This window comes from Brumimicrobium glaciale, assembly GCF_004152935.1.
Taxonomy (GTDB): Bacteria; Bacteroidota; Bacteroidia; order Flavobacteriales_D; family Crocinitomicaceae; genus Brumimicrobium; species Brumimicrobium glaciale.
This window is the reverse complement of sequence record NZ_SETE01000003.1, coordinates 25,899-50,854: the sequence shown is the minus strand read 5'-3', so window position 1 is coordinate 50,854 and position 24,956 is coordinate 25,899. Positions and strand designations below refer to the sequence as shown.

General features: G+C 35.4%; 19 protein-coding genes. 12 read left to right on the top strand and 7 right to left on the bottom strand.

The window, feature by feature from the left end:
• Positions 1–2 precede the first annotated feature (2 nt).
• Both ERX46_RS07495 and ERX46_RS07490 read left to right on the top strand, forming a co-directional pair.
• Positions 3–1,055 carry an RluA family pseudouridine synthase gene (locus tag ERX46_RS07495; RefSeq protein WP_207214139.1) on the top strand — a complete coding sequence of 351 codons (1,053 nt, stop codon included), beginning with the start codon at positions 3–5 and terminating at the stop codon, positions 1,053–1,055.
• 222 nt (positions 1,056–1,277) lie between these two features.
• On the top strand, positions 1,278–3,422 hold the full coding sequence (locus ERX46_RS07490; RefSeq protein WP_130093244.1) for an OmpA family protein: 2,145 nt from the start codon (positions 1,278–1,280) through the stop codon (positions 3,420–3,422).
• Positions 3,423–3,599: 177 nt separating this feature from the next.
• Here ERX46_RS07490 and ERX46_RS07485 read toward each other — a convergent pair whose 3' ends face one another.
• Positions 3,600–4,361: an alpha/beta fold hydrolase gene (locus ERX46_RS07485; RefSeq protein WP_130093243.1), complete on the bottom strand. Its 762-nt coding sequence runs from the start codon at positions 4,359–4,361 to the stop codon at positions 3,600–3,602.
• 17 nt (positions 4,362–4,378) lie between these two features.
• Positions 4,379–5,092, bottom strand: a complete 714-nt coding sequence (locus tag ERX46_RS07480) for a pyridoxine 5'-phosphate synthase (protein ID WP_130093242.1) — start codon at positions 5,090–5,092, stop codon at positions 4,379–4,381.
• A 65-nt stretch (positions 5,093–5,157) separates the two neighbouring features.
• Between ERX46_RS07480 and ERX46_RS07475 the strand changes: the two genes are divergently transcribed.
• The 3 genes from ERX46_RS07475 to porG all read left to right on the top strand — a co-directional run bounded on the left by ERX46_RS07475 (position 5,158) and on the right by porG (position 7,715).
• A complete protein-coding gene (locus ERX46_RS07475; RefSeq protein WP_130093241.1) occupies positions 5,158–5,820 on the top strand; it encodes a CBS domain-containing protein in 663 nt (220 codons plus the stop codon).
• Between the two features lie 3 nt (positions 5,821–5,823).
• Positions 5,824–6,705, top strand: a complete 882-nt coding sequence (locus ERX46_RS07470) for an NAD kinase (protein ID WP_130093240.1) — start codon at positions 5,824–5,826, stop codon at positions 6,703–6,705.
• 173 nt (positions 6,706–6,878) lie between these two features.
• Entirely contained in the window at positions 6,879–7,715 is an 837-nt protein-coding gene (porG, locus tag ERX46_RS07465; protein WP_130093239.1) for a type IX secretion system protein PorG, read from the top strand.
• A 556-nt stretch (positions 7,716–8,271) separates the two neighbouring features.
• Here the strand turns inward: porG and ERX46_RS07460 are convergent.
• The 3 genes from ERX46_RS07460 to ERX46_RS07450 form a co-directional block, all read right to left on the bottom strand.
• Positions 8,272–9,495, bottom strand: a complete 1,224-nt coding sequence (locus ERX46_RS07460; RefSeq protein WP_130093238.1) for a hypothetical protein — start codon at positions 9,493–9,495, stop codon at positions 8,272–8,274.
• Between the two features lie 155 nt (positions 9,496–9,650).
• The gene (locus ERX46_RS07455; RefSeq protein ID WP_130093237.1) at positions 9,651–10,175 is read right to left on the bottom strand and encodes a 3-hydroxyanthranilate 3,4-dioxygenase; all 525 of its coding nucleotides are present in this window, start codon (positions 10,173–10,175) and stop codon (positions 9,651–9,653) included.
• Between the two features lie 121 nt (positions 10,176–10,296).
• Positions 10,297–10,767 carry a DUF4168 domain-containing protein gene (locus tag ERX46_RS07450; protein WP_130093236.1) on the bottom strand — a complete coding sequence of 157 codons (471 nt, stop codon included), beginning with the start codon at positions 10,765–10,767 and terminating at the stop codon, positions 10,297–10,299.
• 457 nt (positions 10,768–11,224) lie between these two features.
• Between ERX46_RS07450 and ERX46_RS07445 the strand changes: the two genes are divergently transcribed.
• The 3 genes from ERX46_RS07445 (at position 11,225) to ERX46_RS07435 (ending at position 15,655) form a co-directional block, all read left to right on the top strand.
• Entirely contained in the window at positions 11,225–12,139 is a 915-nt protein-coding gene (locus ERX46_RS07445; RefSeq protein WP_130093235.1) for a T9SS type A sorting domain-containing protein, read from the top strand.
• Between the two features lie 25 nt (positions 12,140–12,164).
• Positions 12,165–14,573, top strand: coding sequence for a TonB-dependent receptor (locus tag ERX46_RS07440; RefSeq protein ID WP_130093234.1), 2,409 nt, complete (start codon positions 12,165–12,167; stop codon positions 14,571–14,573).
• An 83-nt stretch (positions 14,574–14,656) separates the two neighbouring features.
• A complete protein-coding gene (locus ERX46_RS07435) occupies positions 14,657–15,655 on the top strand; it encodes a metal-dependent hydrolase (protein WP_130093233.1) in 999 nt (332 codons plus the stop codon).
• A gap of 348 nt (positions 15,656–16,003) precedes the next feature.
• Here ERX46_RS07435 and ERX46_RS07430 read toward each other — a convergent pair whose 3' ends face one another.
• Together ERX46_RS07430 and ERX46_RS07425 are read right to left on the bottom strand one after the other, a co-directional pair.
• Positions 16,004–16,642 (bottom strand): porin family protein, encoded by a 639-nt coding sequence (locus tag ERX46_RS07430; protein ID WP_130093232.1) that lies wholly within the window; start codon positions 16,640–16,642, stop codon positions 16,004–16,006.
• A 207-nt stretch (positions 16,643–16,849) separates the two neighbouring features.
• The gene (locus tag ERX46_RS07425; RefSeq protein ID WP_242494550.1) at positions 16,850–18,040 is read right to left on the bottom strand and encodes a CynX/NimT family MFS transporter; all 1,191 of its coding nucleotides are present in this window, start codon (positions 18,038–18,040) and stop codon (positions 16,850–16,852) included.
• Positions 18,041–18,398: 358 nt separating this feature from the next.
• On the opposite strand from ERX46_RS07425, the gene ERX46_RS07420 reads away from it, so the two are divergent.
• The 4 genes from ERX46_RS07420 (at position 18,399) to ERX46_RS07405 (ending at position 24,905) form a co-directional block, all read left to right on the top strand.
• Complete coding sequence (locus ERX46_RS07420; RefSeq protein WP_130093231.1) at positions 18,399–20,216, top strand: DEAD/DEAH box helicase; 1,818 nt, start codon at positions 18,399–18,401, stop codon at positions 20,214–20,216.
• 32 nt (positions 20,217–20,248) lie between these two features.
• Positions 20,249–22,048 (top strand): translational GTPase TypA, encoded by a 1,800-nt coding sequence (gene typA / locus ERX46_RS07415; protein ID WP_130093230.1) that lies wholly within the window; start codon positions 20,249–20,251, stop codon positions 22,046–22,048.
• Between the two features lie 127 nt (positions 22,049–22,175).
• Positions 22,176–22,505: a hypothetical protein gene (locus ERX46_RS07410; protein ID WP_130093229.1), complete on the top strand. Its 330-nt coding sequence runs from the start codon at positions 22,176–22,178 to the stop codon at positions 22,503–22,505.
• A gap of 624 nt (positions 22,506–23,129) precedes the next feature.
• Positions 23,130–24,905 carry a GEVED domain-containing protein gene (locus tag ERX46_RS07405; RefSeq protein WP_130093228.1) on the top strand — a complete coding sequence of 592 codons (1,776 nt, stop codon included), beginning with the start codon at positions 23,130–23,132 and terminating at the stop codon, positions 24,903–24,905.
• Positions 24,906–24,956: the final 51 nt, after the last annotated feature.

Genomic DNA, 24,956 nt, shown 5'->3' with positions numbered 1-24,956 from the left:
GGATGATAGAAGAAGATAAAAACGATAACATCGAAGAAACAGAAAACGAAGAGTTATACGAACACCATAAATTTATTGCAGATAAAGGTCAAGAAGTATTGCGAATTGATAAGTTTTTGCTGGATCGTTTAGCAAATACGTCACGAAATAAAATTCAAACCGCTGCTAAAAACGGTACTATTTTAGTGAACGGTGTTGCAGTAAAACAGAACTATAAGATTAAACCAGAAGATGAGGTTTCTATTGTTATGCCTTATCCTGTTCGCGAACTAGAATTGATTCCTGAGGATATTCCATTGGATATTCATTATGAAGATGATACCGTAATTGTGATAAACAAGCAGCCAAATATGGTTGTTCATCCAGGTTATGGAAACTATTCCGGAACTCTAGTAAATGGTTTAATCCATCATTTTGATCAACTGCCTTCAAAGTCAGATGATTTTTATGGACGACCAGGTTTGGTTCACCGATTAGATAAGCACACAACGGGTTTAATGGTTGTTGCGAAAACGGAAGATGCCTTGACTAATTTGTCTAAACAATTTTACGACCGAACAACAGAGCGCCGTTATCATGCATTGGTTTGGGGTGATGTTGAAGAAGATGAAGGAACGATTACTGGAAATTTAGGACGATCTAATAAAGATAGAAAATTGATGGCCGTATTTCCTGAAGGAGATTTTGGAAAGCACGCTGTGACTAATTATAAGGTGTTGCGTCGTTTTGGATATGTGACTTTGGTTGAATGTAAATTAGAAACTGGAAGAACACATCAGATTCGTGCGCACATGAAACACATTGGACATACTTTATTTAATGATTTAGAATATGGTGGAGATAAAGTTTTAAAAGGAACAACATTCTCTAAATATAAATCATTCGTGCAAAATAATTTTGCGTTATTGACAGGACAAGCTTTACATGCTAAAACTTTAGGGTTTGTTCATCCAAAAACAAAAGAATTTATGCGCTTTGATTCAGAGTTACCAAGCGATTTCACAACAGTTTTAGAACGATGGGAGACCTATCTTTCGGCCCGTGATAAAAATTAGAAGTAAGGTTAGATTAGTCATTGTTTTACTTTTACAAAGTACTGCTAATGAATGTTTTGTTTCTATTTTGCGTTAAAACTATGTATAATGTCTGTTAAATAACTAAAAAGTATTAATTTTATAAGATTATTCGAAGTAAGACTATATATTTAGACGTATTACTTGTGTTTAATTTTTTAAATTAGTTTCTTTCGAAAAAATAACTTGTTAAATATTGCTTTTATGAAAAACTATTTATTGCTAATTTCAATATTCATCTCAGCTTTGGCGTTTGCACAGCCAGCTGCAGTGCACAGAGCGGATGCCGCTTTTGAAAGTGGAAAGTACTTCGAAGCCGCTGATCTAGCCGTTAAAGCTTACGAACGAATATCCCCTAAAAATGCTAAAGCATTAGCTATGAAGTCAGAGTTGGCTTACAAAGCTGCTTATTCTTTTGAAAAAGCTTATCTTTTAGATAAGTCAATCGATTGGTATCAGCGTGCTATTGATTTAAAGCACTTCGAACAAAATCCTTATGTCTACTTCAGATTAGGAAGCGCATACAAGCTTAAAGGAGAGTATGACAAAGCGAGAACCAGCTATGAAAACTTTTTAAAGTTAGTTCCAGGTGATAAACAAACCCTAAATGCTTTAGCTTCATTGGAAGATGCAGAGGTGATGAAAGATAACCGTACGCGCTATACTGTGAAATCAGAATTAAAAATTAATACAGAAGGATTAGAAATGGCACCAATCATTTCAAATCGTCGTGGAACAGCAATCGCTTTTGCGTCTACACGTCAGTCTTCTGTTGCTTCAGGTAAAGATCCTATAACGGGTGAAGGCTATTTCAATATTTGGGAAGCTGAGCTTGATAGATCAGGAAACTGGAGTGAGCCAAAACTTTTCGAAGCAGACAGCTTAAATACTGAATTTAATGAAGGAACAATTGCTATGGATGGTAGATTTAGAACTATCTATTTTACAAGATGTCCTTCAGAATTTAAAAAGAATTTTGGTTGCCAAATCTGGTCAGCTGAAAAGAAAGGTAGAGGATTTGGAGTTCCATCAAAAGTTGTTTTAGGTGTTAATGATTCAATAAGTGTTGGTCACCCTTTGCCAAATGAAGATGGTTCTGTTTTGATTTTTGCATCTGATATGCCAGGTGGTGAAGGTGGAAGAGATCTTTGGTATTCTGAATATAAAAGAAGAGAAAATTCTTGGACAACGCCAATTAACTTGGGTCCAGAAATCAACACTAGTGGAGATGAATTATTCCCAACTTTCGCATTAAACGGAGATTTATTATTTGCATCTGACGGACATAAAGGTTTAGGTGGATTAGACATCTACGTTGCAGCAAAAGAAGAAGGGATGAAGTTTGGTAAACCTGAAAATATGGGAACACCAATTAACTCTGATGCTAACGATTACCACATGACTGAGGTGTCGAAAAAATTCGGTTACTTTACTTCAAACAGAAAAGGATCTAAAGGTACGCGTTCATTGCCAGATGTTTGGTCGTATGAATTGCCACCAAATATCTTTGACTTGAAAGTAATTGTTGCTGAAATAGGTGGATCTTCAAGAGTGAATGGAGCTATCGTTGAAGTAACTGAGATCCCTGAAGAAGTGGAAGAAGGTCAAGATAAACCAGAGCCAGTTGTGTTTAAAGGAACAACAAATGCTTCAGGAGAAATCTTTTGGGACAAGCAACCAGATGGTAATCGATTTATCAACGAAGAAAAAGACTATTCAATTAAAGTTCTTCCTTTAGAAGGATACCACGCAAGTGATAATGTTGAAGAATTTTCTACTGTTGGTCTAGCATACGATCAAAACTTTATTCTAGAAATGAGTATTCTTCCTAAAACGCCAATTGTACTTCCAGAAGTACGTTATGCTTTAGGATCAGACAAACTTCAAATGATAGAAGGAGAAATTAACTCTAAAGACTCATTAAACTATGTGTTTGAAATGCTAAAAGAGTATCCAGGAATGGTGCTTAGATTGGTTTCACACTCTGATGCTCGTGGTGGTGCAGCTTCAAATGCTGCCTTAGCAAAAAGAAGAGCGCAAGCTTGTGTTAATTACTTAGTGAAAGAAAAAGGTGTTGATCCAGCGAGATTAGTACCTGTTGGAAAAGGTGAAAGTACGCCTCGTATTGTTTACTCACAAGATGGTAAATACTACGCAAACAAACCAAGTGGTGAATTTGCAGCAGTGGAATTAACAGAGACTTACATTAACCAGTTTAAATCTTCTAACAAAGAATTATTTGAACAACTGCACCAGTTTAACCGTCGTACGGAAGGTGAAGTAATGAGAATGGATTATTCTACTGAAAAAGAAGTTGAAGAAAATATTGAAGATCCAGAAGGAGAATAAATCTTTGACTGAATAAAATATTCTATTTTAATATAGAAAAAAGCCCGCACTCAACTTGAGTGCGGGCTTTTTATTTGGTGGCTGAGCGAAGCCGAAGCCACCAAATACATTTTTGCTATTGTTAAAACTGTTGTTGTTGTTGTTGTTGTTTAGTTGGCTTAGCGTAGTCGAAACCAACTATCTCAGTGCAAACCCCAAAACCTCTTCGATAAACTCCTCAGGAGCTTCTGCATGAATCCAATGTCCTGCGCGTTCTATTGTGTAGAAATCTGCCAATGGAAAGAGAATTCTGATGCTATCATGATCTTCAGGTATAATGTAATCTGATTGTCCTCCTGCGATAAACAATGTCTCTACCATTGTTTCTTCATTTGGTAGAGCCTTCACGATCTCAGAGAGCTTGTTTTCTAAAACTGGAAGATTTATACTCCAAGCCAATTGGCCTTTTTCTTTCCAATATAAATTCTTCAACAAAAACTGACGAATAGATTTATTGTTAATGTATTTTGCCAATTGTTCTGAGGCGCCACTTCTAGAATCAACAACTGATAAATCAATTGATTTTAATCCATCGATAATTCCATCATGAGAAATCGGATATTCCTTTACTCCCATATCTACAATGATTAATTTTTCAATCATTTCAGGATGCTTTTGAGCATAACGCATGGCTGTTTTTCCACCCATAGAATGTCCCATCAGAATAATTTCTTTGAGGTCGTTTGCTAGGATAAATTCATGTAAATCATCTGCCATGATATCATAACTGAATTCTTCACTCCAGCCCGATTCCCCATGATTTCTTTGGTCTACTAGATAAACATCAAAATAATCAGCTAGCTTTTTTCCATGTGTTTGCCAATTGTCTGATGAACCAAAAAGTCCATGTAGAATGACAAATGCTTTTCCTTCTCCAAATTGTTTAAAATGTAATTCCATTTCTTAATGTTTTCTAATTATTTAAGCAATTCTAAGTATTTCTTAATTGTAGTTTCTAATCCTAAATAGAGTGCATCTGCAATTAAAGCATGACCAATACTCACTTCCTTTAGATTCGGAATAGATTGTTTGAAAAATGCTAAATTGTCTAAGCTTAAATCATGTCCAGCATTGATTCCTAAGCCTAATTCATTTGCTAATTCAGCTGCATAAACATACTCTTTTATCGCTGCATCTCTGTCTTTTTCGTAATCATCTGCATAAGGTCCAGTGTACAATTCAATTCTGTCTACACCAACTGCTTTAGCGCCTTCGATATTTTTGTGATCTGTATCCACGAATATGGATGACCTAACTCCCCATTCAGATAATTGTTTGCAAATTTTAGTTAGCCATTCTTTGTGTTTTATAGTATCCCAACCTGCATTAGAAGTCAAAACATCTGGTCCATCTGGAACTAAGGTTGCTTGCGCAGGACGCGTTTCTTCGATTAATTTCATGAAACGTTCATCAGGATATCCTTCAATATTATATTCTGTTGTTACTACTTTTTTTAAGTCGTAAACATCTTTTGTAGTGATGTGTCTTTCGTCTGGTCGTGGATGAATGGTAATTCCTTCTGCACCAAAACGTTCGCAATCTTTAGCAACTTGAACTACATTAGGAACATCGCCACCACGGGCATTACGAATTGTTGCTATTTTATTAACATTAACGCTTAATTTTGCCATGTTACAATTAATTTTTAGCACAAAGTTATATACATTAACGCAGAATTACTACTTTGGTCAATACAATGATAGGAATTGAATTAATTACAGATGAAATCCCGCCGTTAAGACATACGGATACTGGGGAAAAAGCTTTACAATGGATGGATGAATTCAAGGTGAATCATCTTTCTGTGCTTAAAGATGAGAGCTTTGTAGGATTAGTTTCCGAAGATGATTTATTGGATAAAGCCGATCTTTCATTAACACTCACAGAATTGTTTAGCCATTTGCCGCGCCCTTATGTGAAAGGAACTTCTCACGTTTATGAAGTATTGAACATTGCTTCGATAGATCATTTAACAGTCGTTCCTGTGTTAGATGACGAAGAACATTATTTGGGAAATATCAGTATTTCTAAATTAATGCAAAATATCGCTTCTACCGGAAGTATAAAAGAAGCTGGTGGAATAATAGTTTTAGAAATGAGCGATTCGGATTATTCCCTTGCTCAGATTTCTCAAATTGTGGAAAGTGAAAATGCTAAAATTTTAAGTTCTTTTATTACATCAAATGCGATGTCGAAGAATTTAGAATTGACACTTAAAATTAATCAACTGGAATTGGGTCGAGTGATCAAAGCATTGGAGCGTTATGATTATCATGTGAAAGCAAGTTTTCAACGCAATAGCTACCACGACGATTTGAAAGACCGTTATGACGAATTAATGAATTATTTGAATCTTTAAACAATGAATGTAGCAGTATATTCTCGTAAAATAATGAAACACGAGGTTCTATTTTTCAATAGGATCTTCAAGCAGATGGAAGATTTGAATTGGAATCCTATCATCGAAGAAGAGTTTTATAAGCAATTAAAACAGCAGATTGGATTGAAGGATGGTTACCAAACTTTCAGTAGTCATACCGATTTCATTACAGGAATTGACATGGCAATTAGTATTGGAGGAGACGGTACTTTCTTGAAATGTGTAAGCTATGTGCGTTCAAGTGGCGTTCCTATTTTGGGAATAAACACTGGACGATTAGGTTTTTTAGCTGACACCAATACTGCTGATTTTGAAAGATCAATCGAAAGGATTCAGAAGAAAGATTATTCTTTTCAAAAGCGTTCTTTAATTCAAGTAGAAACAGATGAAAATATTTTTGGCGATCGCAATTTAGCATTAAACGAATTAGCGGTTCATAAAAAGGATACTGCTTCTATGATTACCGTAGAGGCTTATTTAGGAGAAGAATATTTGAACTCTTATTGGGCTGACGGTTTGTTGGTAGGTACGCCGACGGGTTCTACTGCATACAGTTTAAGTTGTGGTGGTCCAATTATTTACCCAAGTTGTGGAGTTCATTTCTTAACCCCAATTGCAGCACATAATTTGAATGTGCGTCCTGTGATTGTTCCAGATCATATTCCAATTACTTTGAAAGCGATAGGAAGAGATAGAAATTTCTTACTGACATTAGATTCACATTCGAAACCTGTGAAAAATGGTACTGAAATTAGATTGGTGAAAGCAGATTTTACAATTAACGTTGTGAAGTTTAGTGAAAACGGTTTCTTTAAGACAATTCGTGAGAAAATGATGTGGGGAATTGATCAGCGGAATGAGTAAAGTAAATGTCTAAATTGGATCCAAAAAATCGAATAAGGTAATTAATGTTACTGTCCTTATTTTCATTTTATAATTAAGTCTGTATTTACAATTAAGTATAAAATTACGCGCCGTTTCAACTATTAATAGATTTTCAACAATAATTATCTAATTTTGTCGTTAAGTTGTTCCGAATGAAATTCATTTTCAAAATAGTACTGATTAGTTTATTGGTTATTTTAACCTCTAGCATTGTTAATGCGCAAATCGAAAATTTTCGATCACGCTCTGAACTGGGCTTTATGGTTGGTGGAAGTTATTATATTGGAGATTTGAACAAGTACGAACATTTCAATAATACAAATTTATCGTTTGGACTTATTTATAGATTTCATGTTAATTCTAGATTAGCATTGCGTGGAACACTTCGCTATGGAACCATTGAGGGCTATGACTCAGAATCAGGAAAAGCAGATCAGATAGCGAGAAATCTTTCATTTGAATCTTCAATTTTTGAAGTCGCTGGAGGATTAGAATTCAATTATGTAAATTATAAATTAGGGAATAAAGAATATTTCTTCACACCTTATATGTTTATTGATATTGGGGTTTTTAAAATGGATCCACAGACAGATTATAAAGGGGAAATGGTGAGTTTGCAAAACATCGGAACAGAAGGTCAAAACAGTGAACTTACAGGTGAAAATGCATATCCTTTAACGCAATTAGTTATTCCATTTGGAATAGGATTTAAAGTTAATTTAGGTAAAAGAGCTGCTGTTTCTTTAGAATATGGAATCCGAAAAACATTTACAGATTATTTGGATGATGTTGGAAAAGGAGATTATTTAAATGCAGCAGAGCTAGCCCAACAAAATGGGAATATTGCCGCTAATTTATCTGATAGATCGTCATCTGAAATTCAAATGACAGGAAGTCGTGGAAATGCGGAGACGAAAGACTGGTATTCTATGTTTGGAATAATGTTTACTTTCTCTTTAGGAAATCCAGATATCTGTTTTTATCGTTAAGAAGATTGGTTCTACCACTATTTTAATGGGAACTCATACAATATGGATTCTAAAATATTTATCAATAATTATTCATTCCTTAAATAACTAGCTCCAGAGGAGCGACATATTAATAGCCAAGTACACTAGTGTACTTGGTTATCAATAAACAAAAAACAAACCCACCGAAATCGGTATAATTGCATGCAATTATACCGATTTCGGTGGGTTTGTATAGAGATGGATTTCATTCATATCTATTAATATGTCGTTCCTCTGGAACTGAAAATATTAAACCCATGTATTGCAGTTATTTGAACTCAAAAATGGAAAGGTTAATGGTTTAACCATTAAAATCAGGGTAGAACCAGAAAATTTATTGTTAAGTGGTTTATAAATAGTTGAAAATACGCTCCTGAAAAGCCATCTGGATTAGTGCATCTCGTTATGTCTTCTAAAAACGTTTATCAGACAATAGAAGTTAGATGTTAGACTCAAGACAAAGATTAAAAAGTCTTGTGTCTAACATCTAACGTCCACTATTTTTATTACTATAGAATTTTATTCTCATCTAATCCTATGGTACTTGTCCTTGCTGTTTGATATCTTCTATTTCTCTAGGCCGGCGAGCCGCAAAAAAGAGAATAATAAAAGACATAAATGGAGCTTTGAATCTGATGAGAACATTAAATAATCCAGAAGTAAATCCAGCGAAAAACCCAAGTATTAAAGAGAATAGAATTGCGAAGATCAAGAATTCTTGTGTTCGAATAAACTTGAAGTGTTTCTTAATTCCACCCGATCTAAATATGAAACCGTAAGTTAAAGCCATTAAAAATATTCCTTCAAAAGCACTGAGAAGTAAAAAGGCACTACTGGCTTCCCAAAGGAATGGGCGATAAAAAGCGGTCAATACTGAAATCGGAACAGCGCTTAGAATCCCAATAGGTGTATAATCGGTAATTCCTAAATCATATTTTGGACCAGTGTAAAGCGCATTTTGGGCAAAATCTTGTTGCACAACAGCTAGTTCTTCAAGATAGGCACTTTCTGCAATTTGATCGGACATAGACTGCAAATAAACTAGCGTTAACCCTATTGATAGCGCAGTAAAAACAATACGAAAAGTCCATATTACTAAAGGATTGTTTTGCATGTTTTTTAACATACGCACCAATAATACAGCGGCTAGCGGAACACCGATTGCAACTAACATGAAATCACGCATTTTGAAGAGGAAAAATATAGAAATGAAGAGGAGTAAAAAGTATTTAAAATTAAACTTTTTCTTTTTTTGTAATAAAGAAAATGCGATGTAAACTATTGTTTGGAATGCTGCTAAAACGAAGGTGTCCTTTGATATGCCTGAACACCAGAAAGCTACTGTTGGAATAAATAAGGTTGCGCCAGCCAATAACCAATGTTTGCAAAAAGTAAAATCTTTCACCAATTCATAAAGCTTCCAAGAGGTTATTCCAACTATTGCAGCACTGATTAATGTCATTGCCAAATAACTATTGAAAGTCACAAAAGTGAATAATGAAATAATCTTACTCACAAAGAAGCTTTCGGGTTCTTTATATATCCAGGAGGGAGGGTATCCAGTTCGTTCATTGAAATAATTACGAACAGTGTCATGAGAAGGAACCTGAATCATTTCCATGAAATAGGACTGTGGATTGTCCCAGAATAAATGATTTAATTTAACAGCACCTGCCCAATATGCAGTGGTGTCACCTCCTTCCAAAACTAGCGTATAGGTAATTGCAAATATAGCTGCGAAGCCTAATTTGAAAAGCATAGCTGGATAGAAAATTTTATAATGTGGTTGATCTTGATTTAACAAGCGCAGTACCCAGAAGAAAATCATCAGAAGTATTAGCCAACAAGAGCCAACCATAATATCGAAAAAACTAATCAACTCAATTTCCAATGCCAGAATCTATTAACGATTACTTAAATAAAACGTTCGTCAGTTTCCATTATTTTTCCACAATTATCGCAAGTTCTATTTTCTACTGAACTATAGAATTCTTTAAATCGTGGCAGAAAATCTTTTTCAATGTTTTCTAATTTGAACTTATACGTTTTTAATGGGTGATTGCAAGATTCACAGAACCACATTAAACCATCAACAAGATTTGTTCCTTTTCGAACTCTTTCAATTACTAATCCCACCGTGTTTTCACCACGAATCGGTGAATGTGGTGTGCGTGCAGGAAGTAAAAATAATTCGCCTTCACGAATTTGAACACCTTTAGCTTTCCCTTTTTCTTGAATTCTTACGGTTATATCCCCTTCAATTTGAAGGAATAATTCTTCTGATTCATTATAATGATAATCTTTTCTTGAGTTGGGTCCACCAACAATCATAACGATAAAATCTCCCGCTTCAACATAAAGATTTTTATTCCCGACTGGCGGTTTTAGTAATCCTCTATTGTCTTCAATCCACTTGAATAAGTTAAACGGCGCTTTCATAATTTATAATTTTGATTAAATATAGTTATTCCATACGGGAACATCTACGGATTAAATAAAAAAAACAGAAGTAAATATACATTTACCTCTGTTTTTAAGTGCCTTAATATAAAAAAATATTTTAGCTATTAATCATTTGACCTATCTTTTGTTGTAGTTCTTGGTCTTGTTGAACAGCGGCATAAACTTCTTGATAACGTTGAATAGTTAAACCTTCGTTTTGTATCTTCTCTGTGATTAACGCTTGGAATTCAGTTTGTATTTCTTGAATTTTTACGCTGATACTAGCAATCTGCTCTTCTTCTTTTCCACTTGTTTGAATGTCTTTATTTGGATCATTTTCAGCTTTAGAAATTTCATTGAATCGCTCCAATTCCATTCCTTCAGTTTGGATGATCTCGACTGCCTCTTCTTGCATTTTTTGACTTTCAGCTTGCACCTCAAGGTATATGTTTGCAAATTTTTCTAGTTCTTTATCAGATACACTTGGTGCTATTTCCTGAACTGGTGCCGGCAACATTTGCTCTTGTCCAATTGCAGTTGTTGCGCCAATTGTTAATGCGGTAGCTAATAGAATTGTTGTGATTTTCATATTGTATTAATTTGATTAAGTTCCAAAACTATTGCTTATTAAACAGAATGTAAAGTGAGAGATGCTAAGGTCTGTTAATTTGTTAATTTGTGAAATCGTAAAATCGTTAATTTGTGAAGTTGTGAAACCCTTTAATTGTTGCCTTCGACACTATAGTCATCGGATTGCTCTTCAATCTTTGAATTCTTGAATCCTTGAATCTTTCAAACTTTATTTAATTATTTTTCAAAATGAAACAACCTCTTGATCTTGGGCTTCGTCAATAGGATAGTTTGTTTGGGTTTTTATTGAAGGGGTTCAATTTTAACAGGCAAACTTTCTCTTGCAGAGTTGACTCAGAAAGGACTTAGATCCCGTGTTTATCACGAAAGATCCAGTTTTTTTTGAGTCTTTTTTCTTTTGGCTCCTTCTGGACTAAATAAAATGTATTTTTGTAGACAAATCAATAGGTAAGAAAATGAAAAATTCACTACTCATTATTTCTGCAGTTTTACTTGCAAATATCTCTATATCGCAACAACAATTACAAAATCCTGGATTCGAAAACTGGGACGATGTAGGAACTGCTACAGCAGAACCAAGCAATTGGAGTTCATTAAAAACAGCTGATGCATTGGCCTCTTTCGCGCCTAATGTGTTAACCGAAATCTCTGGAAGAACTGGGGATTATGCCATAGAATTGGAGGTTAAAAGCCAAGCAGGAATTCAGGCCAATGGAATTATCACCAACGGAAGAGTGCATGCAGATTTTACTCCAAGTAATGGTTATGTATTCACAGACGCAGGAAATCAAAAATGGAACACCGCATTTTCTAGCCGACCAGATAGTTTAGTGGGTTGGTATAAGTATGCGCCAGTAGCTGGAGATTCCGGAAAGATAGAAATCATTTTACACAGCGGTACAAGTGCAAGACTTCCAAGAAACGCAACTACAATAGCTAATGAAGTAGGAAGTGTGCGCTATAATTTTACAACCCCGCAAACCCAATGGACGCGTTTCTCACAACCATTCAAGTACTTAAGTACTAATATTTCTCAATATATCTTGACTACAATTGCCGCTGGAGATAGCACAATTTCTAAAGCCGGAACAAAATTAGCAATCGACGATTTGGAGTTGATTTATAATCCACTAGGAATTGATGCTTATTCAAAACAAGATATTGCTGTAAATGGATCAAAAGGATTTTTATATTTTGATGTAGAAAACCAGAGTAAAGTAACCTATCAAGTTGCAGATGTAACTGGAAAAGTGATTCAATCTGGAAATGCGCATGCGAAAACTCCTTTCTATCATGATTCAGGAATTTATTTTATTCTTATCCAAACTGAGAATGAGATCTTCACCAAAAAACTTTACATTCAACAATAATTGATTATCAATAGATCAGTTTTCTATGAGGTTTTTACTATTCATATTTTGTTGTCTTACTTTTCTAAGCTATAGCCAAGAAGGAACCGTTATTGGTCAGGTTGTGGATGAAAAAGGCAAACCTTTGATTGGTGCTTCAGTTATTTATCGAGGTGATATTACACTTGGTGCTTCAACCGATTTAGAAGGGAACTACAAGTTAAAACTTCCTGAAGGTAGAAATAAAATAATCTGTCGCTTTACAGATAAGATAACCGATACATTTACTTTGGATGTAGTGGCCAATCAATTTGTCGAACACAATATCACTTTAAAAAATTACGGAAGTTTTACAGAACTTGATGAAGTAGAAATTCGTGTGGGGAAATTTGATAAACGTCCCGAAGACATTACTGTTTCTTTAGAAATCATAGGGCCAGAAATTATAGAAAGTAAAAACACAAGAAGTGTTGAAACAATTTTGGATCAAACGCCGGGATTGAACATCATGGATGGTGAGCCACAAATAAGAGGAGGAAGTGGATTTACTTTTGGAGTGGGAAGTAAAGTTGCTGTTATCGTTGATGATATGCCTTTGCTTTCAGGTGATGCTGGACGTCCAGAATGGGGATTTATTCCTGTTGAAAATATCAAACAAATTGAAGTTGTAAAAGGTGCTGGATCTGTTCTTTCTGGAAGTTCTGCGCTTTCTGGCGCAATTCATATTCGAACGAAATATCCTTCCAATGATCCTTTGACAAAAGTTAATATTTACACTGGATTTTACAGTTATCCGAGTGATTCAAGTCAAATTTGGCAAGACAATCGACCCTCTTTAATTTCGGGAGCTAATTTTCTACATTCCAGAAAAATGGGGAATTGGGATATTACTTTTGGTGGGAATTTGAATTATGACGAAGGTTATATCGGAGCTCCGAGATTGGATCCATACATTGCACAATCATTTCCCGATACGGTTTCAAATTTCACCAACGAACAAATGATTTCTAAACGTGCGAGAATCAATTTTAATATTCGTCGCCGTTCGAAAAAATTAAAAGGATTATCTTATGGTTTAAATGGAAATGGAATGTTGAGTGAATCTCCAATGATTTATTCTTGGCTTAATGATACTTCAGGATTGTACCAAGGTTATCCCGGTGCAACATTTTTACAGAAACAAACCATTTTCAATATAGATCCTTATTTAGATTTGAATTTAGATTCAGGCTCAAAGCACCGATTAAGAGCAAGGTTTTTATATACAGATAATGACATTACCGCTGGACAAAGTAATCAATCAGAATTATATTATTTCGATTATCAATTTCAACGTTCTTATGCAAAGTTAGCTGGAATTGAATTTATTGGTGGACTTTCTTCGACTTACACAGATTCCTATGCAGAAATGTATGCTGGGTCAGGATCGCCTGAAAACACATTGCTAAATGTTTCTGGATATGCACAATTGGAGAAGAAAATGTGGGAAATAGTAAATATTTCGGTTGGAGGAAGATTAGAATATTTCGAATTAAATAGAAATGAAACAGCAATCAAACCTGTTTTTAGAGCGGGAGGAAATATAAAGCTGCATCAAGAAACCTATTTGCGAATGTCTTATGGACAAGGCTATAGATTTCCAACAATTACAGAACGCTTTATCCAAACTGGAGTAGGTAATTTTGGGGTTTTCGCTAATCCAAATTTAAAACCTGAAACATCAACAAACAGTGAGGTTGGAATAAAACAGGGCGTTAAAATTGGAAAAATTTACGGTTATATTGATATCGCAGGTTTTTGGCAAGAATATGATAATACAATAGAATACTTATTTGGGTTTTGGGATCTATCTAGTCCATTTGGTGCAGGATTTAAGTTTTTAAATACAGGAAAATCAAGAGTAATCGGAATTGATGCTTCATTCTCCGGAAAAGCGAAGTTGAATAAAAAAAATGAGATCACTTTTATGTTCGGGTATAACTATGTGCTTCCAACCACATTGAATCCTGATGCTGTTTATGCTGTTGATGAACACCCAGTTCAGCCGAAAGAATATACATACAACAATACTTCATTAGATTCGAGTCGACAAATTCTAAAATACAGATTTCTTCACAATGTAAAAGCGGATGTTTTCTGGGATTATAATGAGAAAATCTCCATTGGTGGCTCATTAAAGTATTTCAGTAAAATGGAGAATATGGATGGTGTGATTGCCGAATTTGAAGAGATTACTCAAATGGTGGAAACGATCCAAAATATTCGCTACATGGATTACTTTAAAGCCAATAACAATGGAACTTGGATTATCGATGCACGTGTAAGTTATGCCTTCAATAAAAAGCACAAGTTGGCTTTGATTTGCAGTAATTTATTGAACAATAGTTATTCATTACGTCCATTGAAAATTGAATCGCCGCGTACTTTGATGTTGCAGTACACTTTGAAATTGTAAAGCAATCGAACCATTCATCTAAACGCTTGTTTTAATTATTAGTTTTGCAAAATTATTTCACTTTAATATCAGCATAAGGTTTTATGGATTCGTTGACACAGATTGTATTGGGCGCCGCAGTTGGAGAAGCTGTTTTAGGAAAAAAAGTTGGCAATAGAGCTATGTTTTATGGTGCAATAGCAGGAACAATTCCAGATTTAGATATCATCTCGTCTTTTTTTGTAGATACTGTAAGAGCATTGGAAATTCACCGTGGCTTCACGCACTCCATACTTTTCTCCATAGTTTTTGCCCCGATATTTGGATTTCTGGTCTCCAAAATAGATTCTTATAAATCCGTAAAAGGTTGGTCAATGTTATTCTTTTGGGCGCTTTTTACACATCCAATTCTTGATGCACACACTACTTGGGGAACGCAACTTTTTTGGCCGTTTGATATTCGATTGGCTTTCAAAACCATTTTTGTAATTGATCCATTGTACACTTTACCATTTTTGTTTTTTCTCATCTTGGCAATGTTCCAGAAAAAGGATTCGCCGAAACGCCAAAGATATAATCGAACGGGATTAATAATTAGTTCAAGCTATTTAGCTTTAACTTTTCTCCTCAAAGGATTATCGTTTTTTCAATTTACAGATGCACTGGAAAACCAAAATATAACTTATCAAGAAATTGATACTAAACCAGCTCCTTTAAATACTATTCTTTGGACAGCCAATATTAAAAGAGAAGAAGATTTCTTAATTGGAAATTATTCTTTCTTCGATAAAAGCGCAATTCAATTCTCCAGCTACCCGAAAAACCACCAGTTAATAGGCCATTTAATGGACAATGAGAAAATGCAAAGAATGATTCATATTTCGAAAGGTTGGTTCACCATTCTGGAACAAAACGGAGATTTATTCTACAACGATTTACGATTCGGATTACTCAGCACAGAAGAAGACGCAACAAATTTTGTATTCCAATATAAAATCATTGAAAATAAAGATGGAACAATCAATTTTGAAGAAACCAAAAAAGATGTTTCTGATGGAAAAAAATTGATGGGAGAGCTTTGGGAAAGAATTAAAGGAAGGTGAAAATAATGGTTAATTATTAATGTTTAATTGTTAACGCGTTCATTCGTGAAAAGGGTTTGAGGTAATTATGAATTATGAGTGATGAATGATGAATTCTGACAAAACCTATGGGATTAAACCCTCCGAACAACCAAACCAACCAACCAAAAAAAATCTGCGAGATCTGCGAAAATCTGCGGGAAAAAATTCTCACCACAGGTGAAATTATTTTCAAATACTCCACCGCACCACCAAACTCAAACTAGTATAATACTGTCCTTGATCCAAAATCTTCTGGTGCCAATCACCCAACCAAAAAGATCTGCGAAAATCTGCGGGAAAAAATTCTCACCACAGGTGAAATTATTTTCAAATACTCCACCGCACCACCAAGCTCAAACTCGTATAATACTGTCCTTGATCCAAAATCTTCTGGTGCCAATTACCCAAGACAAAAAGATTCGGCGGATAAACTTGATTTGCCAAATGATCTCGAACTGGAATTAATGAATTCTGAAAACGCAATTCTAATTGCCAATTTTCTTTGATTTCATAATTAACTCCCAATTGTCCACCAAAATCAAATGACTTAAAATTTCTCACAGGATCAACAGCTCCAAAACTATTCCTTTCTTTCTGATTGACTTTTACGCCGAGATATAATCCTGCACTGAATTGTAATTTATTAAGATGATAATTCACCATAACTGGAGCTTCGATGTAATTCACTCTTAATCTATAGGCACTATAAACTGTTTGCGATTGAAAATTCCGAGCACCTTTTTGATTGAATTGTAAACCAAAAGATGCAGACCAGCTTTCATTGAATTTATAATTTACATCCGCACCAGCAATTGCTCCAAATTGGGAAAATCCATAAATTCCATCACCACTAATTTGACTAGAAGTTAGGCCGCCAATTATGCCCAATCTAAAATTTTGACTGAAACAGTTTGTTGTATATAGTAGAAGACTTAAAATGAGAAGAGATAAAGCTTTCTTAAACATAGAGGCAAGATAAGAAAAAAGGGGAGAATGACGCAGAGATTCGCAAAGGGGCAGAGGTTCGCAGAGAGGAAAAAGAGAAGAATTACGCAGAGACTCGCAGAGAAGCAGAGGTTCGCAGAGAGCTTCTAAAACTGATGAGAATTTTGTCTTTAGCCTGTCGAAGTAAGTACAATGCAGTATTTGAAGTTTTCTTACAGAAAAAAAAAACTAAACCTTTTGATCTTTCCCGACGCCAACTCCCATCAAAAGTTTGAGAATTGCAACGACAATTAATAAAGCCAAAGCATAATTCCATACATGCGTCAAGTCATAAATAACACCAACGATAAATGGTCCAGAGGCAGCAATAAAATATCCAATGGATTGCACAATTCCAGAAAGTTCCGCAGCTGTTTCAGCATCATCGGATCGCAAAACGATAAGTAGCAAAGCCAACCCGAATGTTCCGCCCAAAACCATTCCGATTAATCCAACCCAAAGTTCAACCATTCCTAATCCTGGAATCATTAATCCGATTAAAGCAATGACTTCAACAATGATTAAGGAAACAATAACTAAGCGTTGATCTTTTCTTGAACCCGCCCAAATTGGAATTAGAATAGCTCCAATAATCCCCGTTGCTTGAGACAATGAAAGCATCCAGCCAGCATAAGAAGCATCAAATCCACGGTCGATAAGAATTGCAGGCAACCAAGCGAGAATCACGTAAAATGCTAAAGATTGAAGTCCCATGTATAAGGCCAGTTTCCAAACCAATAAGGAACCACTTAATTTCTTCATGGCTTCCTTGAAACTTCTACGTGGCGGAGTTCTGTTAATGCGTTTTATATTCGGTATCCAAATGATTAAAGCAATAAAAGCCAAAACAGCCCAAACTCCTAAAGAACCTCTCCAGCCTAAATTCATTTCTACAGCTAAAGGAACACTTAATCCAGCGGCAAAAGCTGCACCTAAGGACATTATTCCAGAATATAAACTCGTTACAATTCCAGCTTTATGAGGAAAGTTTCTTTTGATTAAGGCAGGAATAAGCACATTCCCAAAAGCGATGGCAATTCCCAATAAAATTGTTCCTAAATACAATGGAAATATTCCACCTAGCGAACGAATTATAATTCCAGAAGTCAATAAAATTAGAGCTCCAGTTAATGTATTGCCAATTCCAAAACGTTTAGTAAATAAAGATGTCATTGTAGAAACAACCCCAAAAGCAATCAATGGAAGAGTGGTCAATAGTCCAAGCAAAGTTTCAGAAAGCCCAATATCTTGTCGGATAAAATCAATCAAAGGTCCGATACTCGAAAGTGCAGGTCTTAAATTTATGGCTACAAATAAGATTCCTACGAGTAATAAGGTACGTGAAGTTTTATTTAATCCGTTGTCGTCGAGTTTTTCCATATTTACAAAAGACATCAAAAGTAAGTTTTTGTTTCGAGTGAGTGGACTTTTGCCTTTAAAATAACGTTTATTTATTGGGTCCCTGTAAAGTATTGTTCCTTTTAAAAGCTATCATATATTAACTTCTAAACACAAGCAAAGCTCCAATTCATTATTGTTTTCTGTTTTTTTAGCATTTCCTCAACTATTTTCAATAAACTCAATCACATCCTTCTATTGGTCACAAAATCAACACCTTAAAAACCTAGCATTAAAAGAACCTCCATCGTTTATATGAAAAAAAACGAAGAAAAAAAACCTTAAAATATTGATTCTCTTCAGAATGTCGTACCTTTGCACTCAAATTTTAAATAAAAGTATGACCTTTAACGATTTAGGGCTGAGAAGCCAAGTGGTCAAAGCTGTTACAGACATGGGGTTTGAACAGCCAACGCCAATTCAGTTAGAAGCTATCCCACACTTGCTCAAGTCTAAGAGTGATTTTGTAGGATTAGCACAAACTGGGACAGGGAAAACTGCAGCTTTTGGATTACCATTAGTGAACAGAATTACGGAAAGCCAAAGATATCCGAAAGGCTTAATTATTTGTCCAACACGGGAGTTATGTTTGCAGATTGCAAAAGACATAGAAAACTATTCTAAGTACGAAAGAAATGCAACTGTTGAAGCCGTTTACGGTGGATCAGACATTCAACGACAAATCAAAAACATCAGAAATGGGGTTGCTATTATTGTAGCTACACCAGGTCGTTTGGTGGATTTGATTAAACGTAAAGCGATACAGCTTAACGAAGTTGAAGTAGTAGTACTTGATGAGGCAGATGAAATGTTAAATATGGGATTCAAAGAAGATTTGGATTACATATTGAGCGCTACGCCAAACGAAAAAAGTACGTGGTTGTTTTCAGCTACAATGCCAGCAGAAGTTGCTCGTATTGGGAAAACATATATGACTGACCCTTTAGAGGTGAGCATAGGTAACAAAAATGAAGGTAACGCCAACATTGACCACATTTACTTTTCAGTAAAAGAAAGAGATCGTTACGCTGCATTAAAGCGTTTGATCGATTTTAATCCGAAAATATTTGGACTTGTTTTTTGCCGTACACGTAGAGAGACTCAGCAAGTTGCTGAAAAACTAGCTAAAGAAGGGTACAGTGCAGAAGCAATTCACGGAGATTTATCTCAAGCACAACGTGACCGAGTAATGAACTTATTCAGAAGCAGAAGTATTCAATTACTTGTGGCTACTGATGTTGCTGCTCGTGGAATTGATGTAAATGATATTACTCACGTAATTAACTATAATCTACCAGATGAGGTAGAGAACTATACGCACCGTAGTGGTCGTACAGCACGTGCTGGAAATACAGGAGAATCTCTTGTTTTAATCAACACACGTGAAAAATACAAGATTAATCAAATCGAAAAGATTATTAATCAAAAGTTTGCTTATGCTGAGATCCCAGGACCTGAAGCAATTTGTGCGATTCAATTAGAATCGATGATTAACAAAGTAAAAGCAACAAAAGTAAACGAAGAAGAGATTGCTCCTTTTATTCCACATATCCTTGCGGATTTGGAAGATTTATCGAAAGAAGAAGTAATTAAAAAATTCGTTTCAGCTGAATTCAACAGATTCTTAGATTACTACAAGAAAGCTGGAGATCTTAACGCTAAAGCTTCTGATAGAGGTGGAGACGATAGAGATTCTGGTAGAGGTAGAGACAGAGATGACAGAGGTTCATCAAGAGGAAGAAGAAGTGAAACAGATGAGAACAAACAACGTTTCTTTGTTTCATTAGGAGATAAGGATGGTTTGAATCCTGGTGGATTATTACGTATTATATGTGATGCTACTGGATTGAAATCAGATACGATTGGTAGAATTGATATTATGCCAGCATTCTCATTCTTTGATGCTGATAAATCTGATGCTGATAAAATTCTTGCTCAAGTTCAAGGTGCAGATTTCGAAGGAAAAAGCATGAACATTGAAAAAACGCAAGAAAAATCTTCAGGTGGAGGTGGTAGAAGTCGTGGTGGAGGAAGCCGTGGTGGAAGTCGTTCTGGTGGAGACAGAAGAAGCGGAGGTAGATCTGGAGGAGGTAGCAGAAGTGGTGGCTCAAGCAGTTCAAGCAGAAGCGGTGGTGGTTCAAGCAGCCGCAGAAGATAATAAAATTAGACTAAAACCCAGATAAACGAAAAATGGAAATTAGAAATATAGCGATTATAGCACACGTTGACCACGGAAAAACTACATTGGTTGACCGTATAATTGAAGCAGGAGAATCCTTTGACGAAAGAATTCGTGAACATTCTGGTGAATTAATGATGGATAGTAACGACCAGGAACGAGAAAGAGGTATTACTATCGTATCAAAGAACGTTTCTGTAATGTATAAGGGAACGAAAATCAACATTATTGATACTCCTGGTCACGCCGATTTCGGTGGTGAAGTTGAACGTGTATTGAACATGGCTGACGGTGTTTGTTTGTTAGTGGATGCTTTCGAGGGTCCAATGCCACAAACACGTTTCGTTTTGCAAAAAGCACTTCAATTAGGATTGAAGCCTTTAGTAGTTATTAATAAAGTCGACAAAGAAAACTGTACACCTGATATCGTACATGAAAAAGTTTTCGACTTGATGTTCGAGCTTGAAGCGACAGAAGATCAATTAGATTTTGAAGCAGTTTATGGTTCTGCAAAGAACAGCTGGATGTCGAAAGACTGGAAAGATCAAACTGATTCTATCGAGCCACTTTTAGCAACAATCTTAGAATATTTCCCTCCAGTGAAAATTGAAGAAGGAAATACTCAGATGTTGATTACTTCTTTAGATTATTCTTCTTTCGTTGGACGTATCGCAATCGGTCGTTTACAAAGAGGAACTATGAAGCCAGGAATGCCTATTATTCTTGCAAAACGTGATGGAACGCATGAGAAACACCGTGTAAAAGACGTGTTTGTTTATGTTGGAACAGAGCGTATAAAAGTAGATAGCGTTCAACCAGGTGATATTTGTGCAGTAACGGGTATTGAAGGATTTGAAATTGGAGATTCAATTTGTGATCCAGAGAATCCTGAACCATTGGATACTATCACAATTGATGAGCCAACAATGAGCATGATGTTCTCAATTAATGATTCACCATTCTTCGGTCAAGAAGGGAAGCTTGTTACTTCTCGTCACATTGAGGAACGTTTGAATAAAGAGTTAGAGAAAAATCTAGCGTTGCGTATTGAACCAACTGAGAAAGCTGATAAATGGATGGTCTTCGGAAGGGGAGTTATGCACTTGGCTGTATTAATTGAAACAATGCGTCGTGAAGGTTACGAAGTTCAAGTTGGTCAACCACAGGTTATTATCAAGGAAATTGATGGTAAGAAATGTGAGCCAATTGAAGAGTTGACTATCGATTTACCAGAACAACATTCTGGAACAGCGGTTGAAGCAGTAACAAAACGAAGAGGTGAAATGACCAATATGGTAGCCAAAGGTGACCGTATGATTGTTGACTTTATCGTTCCTTCTAGAGGAATTATCGGTTTACGTAACTACTTGTTGACACAAACAGCAGGAGAAGCGATCATGAATCACAGATTTATTGAATTCCAACCTTACAAAGGAGATATTCCTGGTCGTTTAAATGGATCTTTGATTTCAATGGAATTAGGAACTTCAATTCCTTTCTCATTGAATAACTTGCAGGACAGAGGTGTTTTCTTTATTGCTCCAGGTGAAAAGATCTATGAAGGTCAAGTAATTGGAGAAAATAACCGTGCGAGTGATCTTGTTGTTAACGTTACTAAAACGAAACAATTAACGAACATGCGTAAATCAGGAACTGATGCTAAGGTGAAAATCGCTCCACCAAGAGTATTCAGTTTGGAGGAATGTTTAGAATACATTCAAGCTGATGAATATGTTGAGGTGACACCAACGAATTTAAGAATTCGTAAGATATTCTTAACTGAAGGTCAGCGTAAACGTGGAGGAAAATAAGCAAATAGCTTAAGATTATATTTTCAAAAAGGCGATTATCGAAAGGTAATCGCCTTTTTTTTATGCTGATAGACAACGCTTTGAGTTTTGATTTCGTTTACGGTAATAATTGTAAAAACCAGTAATAATGAATCTTAGGAAAAAGTTAATCTTAAAAATATGCTTTTCTGCTGCAGTATTATTTTTGTTTATTTCATGCGAATGCAGTAGATCTGCAAATGGGAAAGTACTTGATGAAGAAACACTGCTTCCTATCGATAGTGTTCTAGTGAAAGCTTTAACAGTTTTGTATGGTGAAGTTTTATCAGACAGTACAGGGAATTATTTTTTAGGATCAGAAATGACCGGAGCTGTTGGTGGTTGTCCAGATTTGGAAGTTTCTTATTCTAAAAAAGGTTATCAATCCAGAATAGTAGTAAATCCTGATAAAAGTGTTATTTATTTGAAAAAGGAATAGGGATTTTATCTACTGGTTATAGATTGATTGTTTTACTCTGACTTTTTCACGTCTAATCCCCATTACAATTTCATCCTTTGATCAATAAAAATTTATGCTGATTAGAGGATCTTGTTGGTAATTGAAGTCTAATCATGATTTATAGAAAAATTCAGATTTTAAAAATTAGTCTACATCAGCTAAGTTTTGAATAATACAAATTTTCAAGAGGTTTTAACCTAAAGCGTTAAGCTTCGGGATTATTGGTGTCGCATAAAGAAAATAGAAAATCAAACGGAATTGAACTGTCGACAAATTGTCCACTGTTTAAAATGAGGGCTGCTGATGGAAAGTAAAGGGGATCGGAAATAGCTGATACTGAAAAATTATTTACCTGAGAGAAAGACAAGAAACATCCCAAATAAGAAAGAATAGTAGAAAGGAATAAAATGAATTCTAAGTTCATAGTATTTGAAATATAGTTAATTAGGCCTAATTCCAAAAAGTGAGAAAGGATATAAACGTTTAGAATACGGATTAGATAAAGTGTTTAAATAGCTATAGGACTCTCCATCGCTACTTTTAACATTTGTTTTGTATTTATTAATTTTTATATTTGAGTTCACTATTTTTTAAAACAAGCTTATGAAAAAATCATTACTTAATGGTGTGCTGATCTTTGCAGCTGCCTTTTGGAGTCTGAATGTCAATTCACAATACTGTAACTATTCATCAACTAGCAATCAGGAATATATTAACTCCTTTGAAACTACAGGTGGAATACCAAATATTCTGAATCTCAATACAGGAATAGGCGCAACATCTATTGGATACTCTGATTTTACAGCTATGTCAGTTGGTGGGTTTGAAGGTCAAACAATAAACTTTACAATTGCAATGAATTCTTCCAATGGCCAATATGGTTATTCGATTTATATTGATTGGAATAATGATTTTACATTTGGTACTGCCGAAAAAGTTTACGGTACAACCGCACAAGGTGTTTCTCCTTTCTCGAATTCATTTTCTGTGCCTTCAGGACAGGCAGTTGGTCAATACAGAATGAGAGTAATTGGAGATTGGATTGATCCTTCACCAGGCCCTTGTGGTTCCACCTATTCTGAAGCAGAAGATTACACCTTTGATGTTACAGCTTCACCAAATTGTCTTCCTCCAACGGCTTTGGTGGTGAGTAATGGAACGCCAACAACGATTGATTTTGGATGGACTGAAATGAATTCAGCTAACGCTTGGGAGGTAGAGTATGGAGCTTACGGTTATCCTCAAGGCTCGGGTACAAGTGTATCAGTAACGACTTCCAATTCATACACAATGAATATTACTGCTGGAGTAGAATATGATTTCTATGTTCGTTCTATTTGTTCTGCTGGAAGTTCAAGTAATTGGGCTGGTCCTTATGAATTTAGATATTGTGATGTTTCTACAACTTACCAAGGAGATCACCTAACGGACGTAAATTCAATGGGTGCGCTTGTAGATTTAAGCTATTCTACGACTACTTATCCAGCAGGAGGTTATGTTGATGAAACGGCTCAGCTTTTCACTTCTTATGAAGGACAAACTTTTGATATTACCACTGAATATATGGGCGGCGGAAACGGTGTTAATATTTGGGTGGATTGGAATTTGAATAATGTATTTGAAGCTTCTGAAGTTGTTGCAACGCTAGCGGATGCTAATCCTTCAAAAACTTTGAGTGTCACAATTCCTATTGGAACGGCGCTTGGCGAATATAGAATGAGAATTCGCAGTGAAAATGGTGCAACTGCAAATCCTTCACCATGTGGAAGTGTTTTGTTTGGCTCTGCAATTGATTTTAATTTAACTATTGATCTCGATCCAGGTTTCGTTTGTGCAATTCCAACTGATGTAATAGCTGCTAACATTACAGGAACGACTTTAGATTTAAGCTGGACTGAAAATGGAGCTGCAACACTTTGGAATATTGAATATGGACTAAATGGTTTTACGCCAGGAACAGGAACTGTTATTAATGGAGCGAATTCAAACCCGTATTCAATTAGTGGTTTAACGCCGGAAACACAATATCAATTTTATGTTCAAGCAGATTGTCAAGCAGGAGGAACAAGCGATTGGTCTTATCCTTTAGGTTTTGTACTTACGGGAGAAGATGTGTCACTAGAGAGTGAGTTTTTGATGGATGTTTCAGTATTTCCAAATCCTGCTTCTAGTATTATAACCGTAGTAAATCCATCAAATAGTTCAGCGTTAAAAATTGAAATTTCAGATATGAATGGTCGAATAGTTTTAGTAGAAAATAAAGCATTGAATAATGCAAAAGAAGCTACTTTAGTGATTGATCAACTTGAAAAAGGAATCTACACTTTAAGAGTGCATAATAATGAAGGCCAGAAAAATTTCAAGATTGTGAAGAAGTAATTACGAATTATCAATTTAGAATTACGAATTAAAAGTGATTTACATTTTATT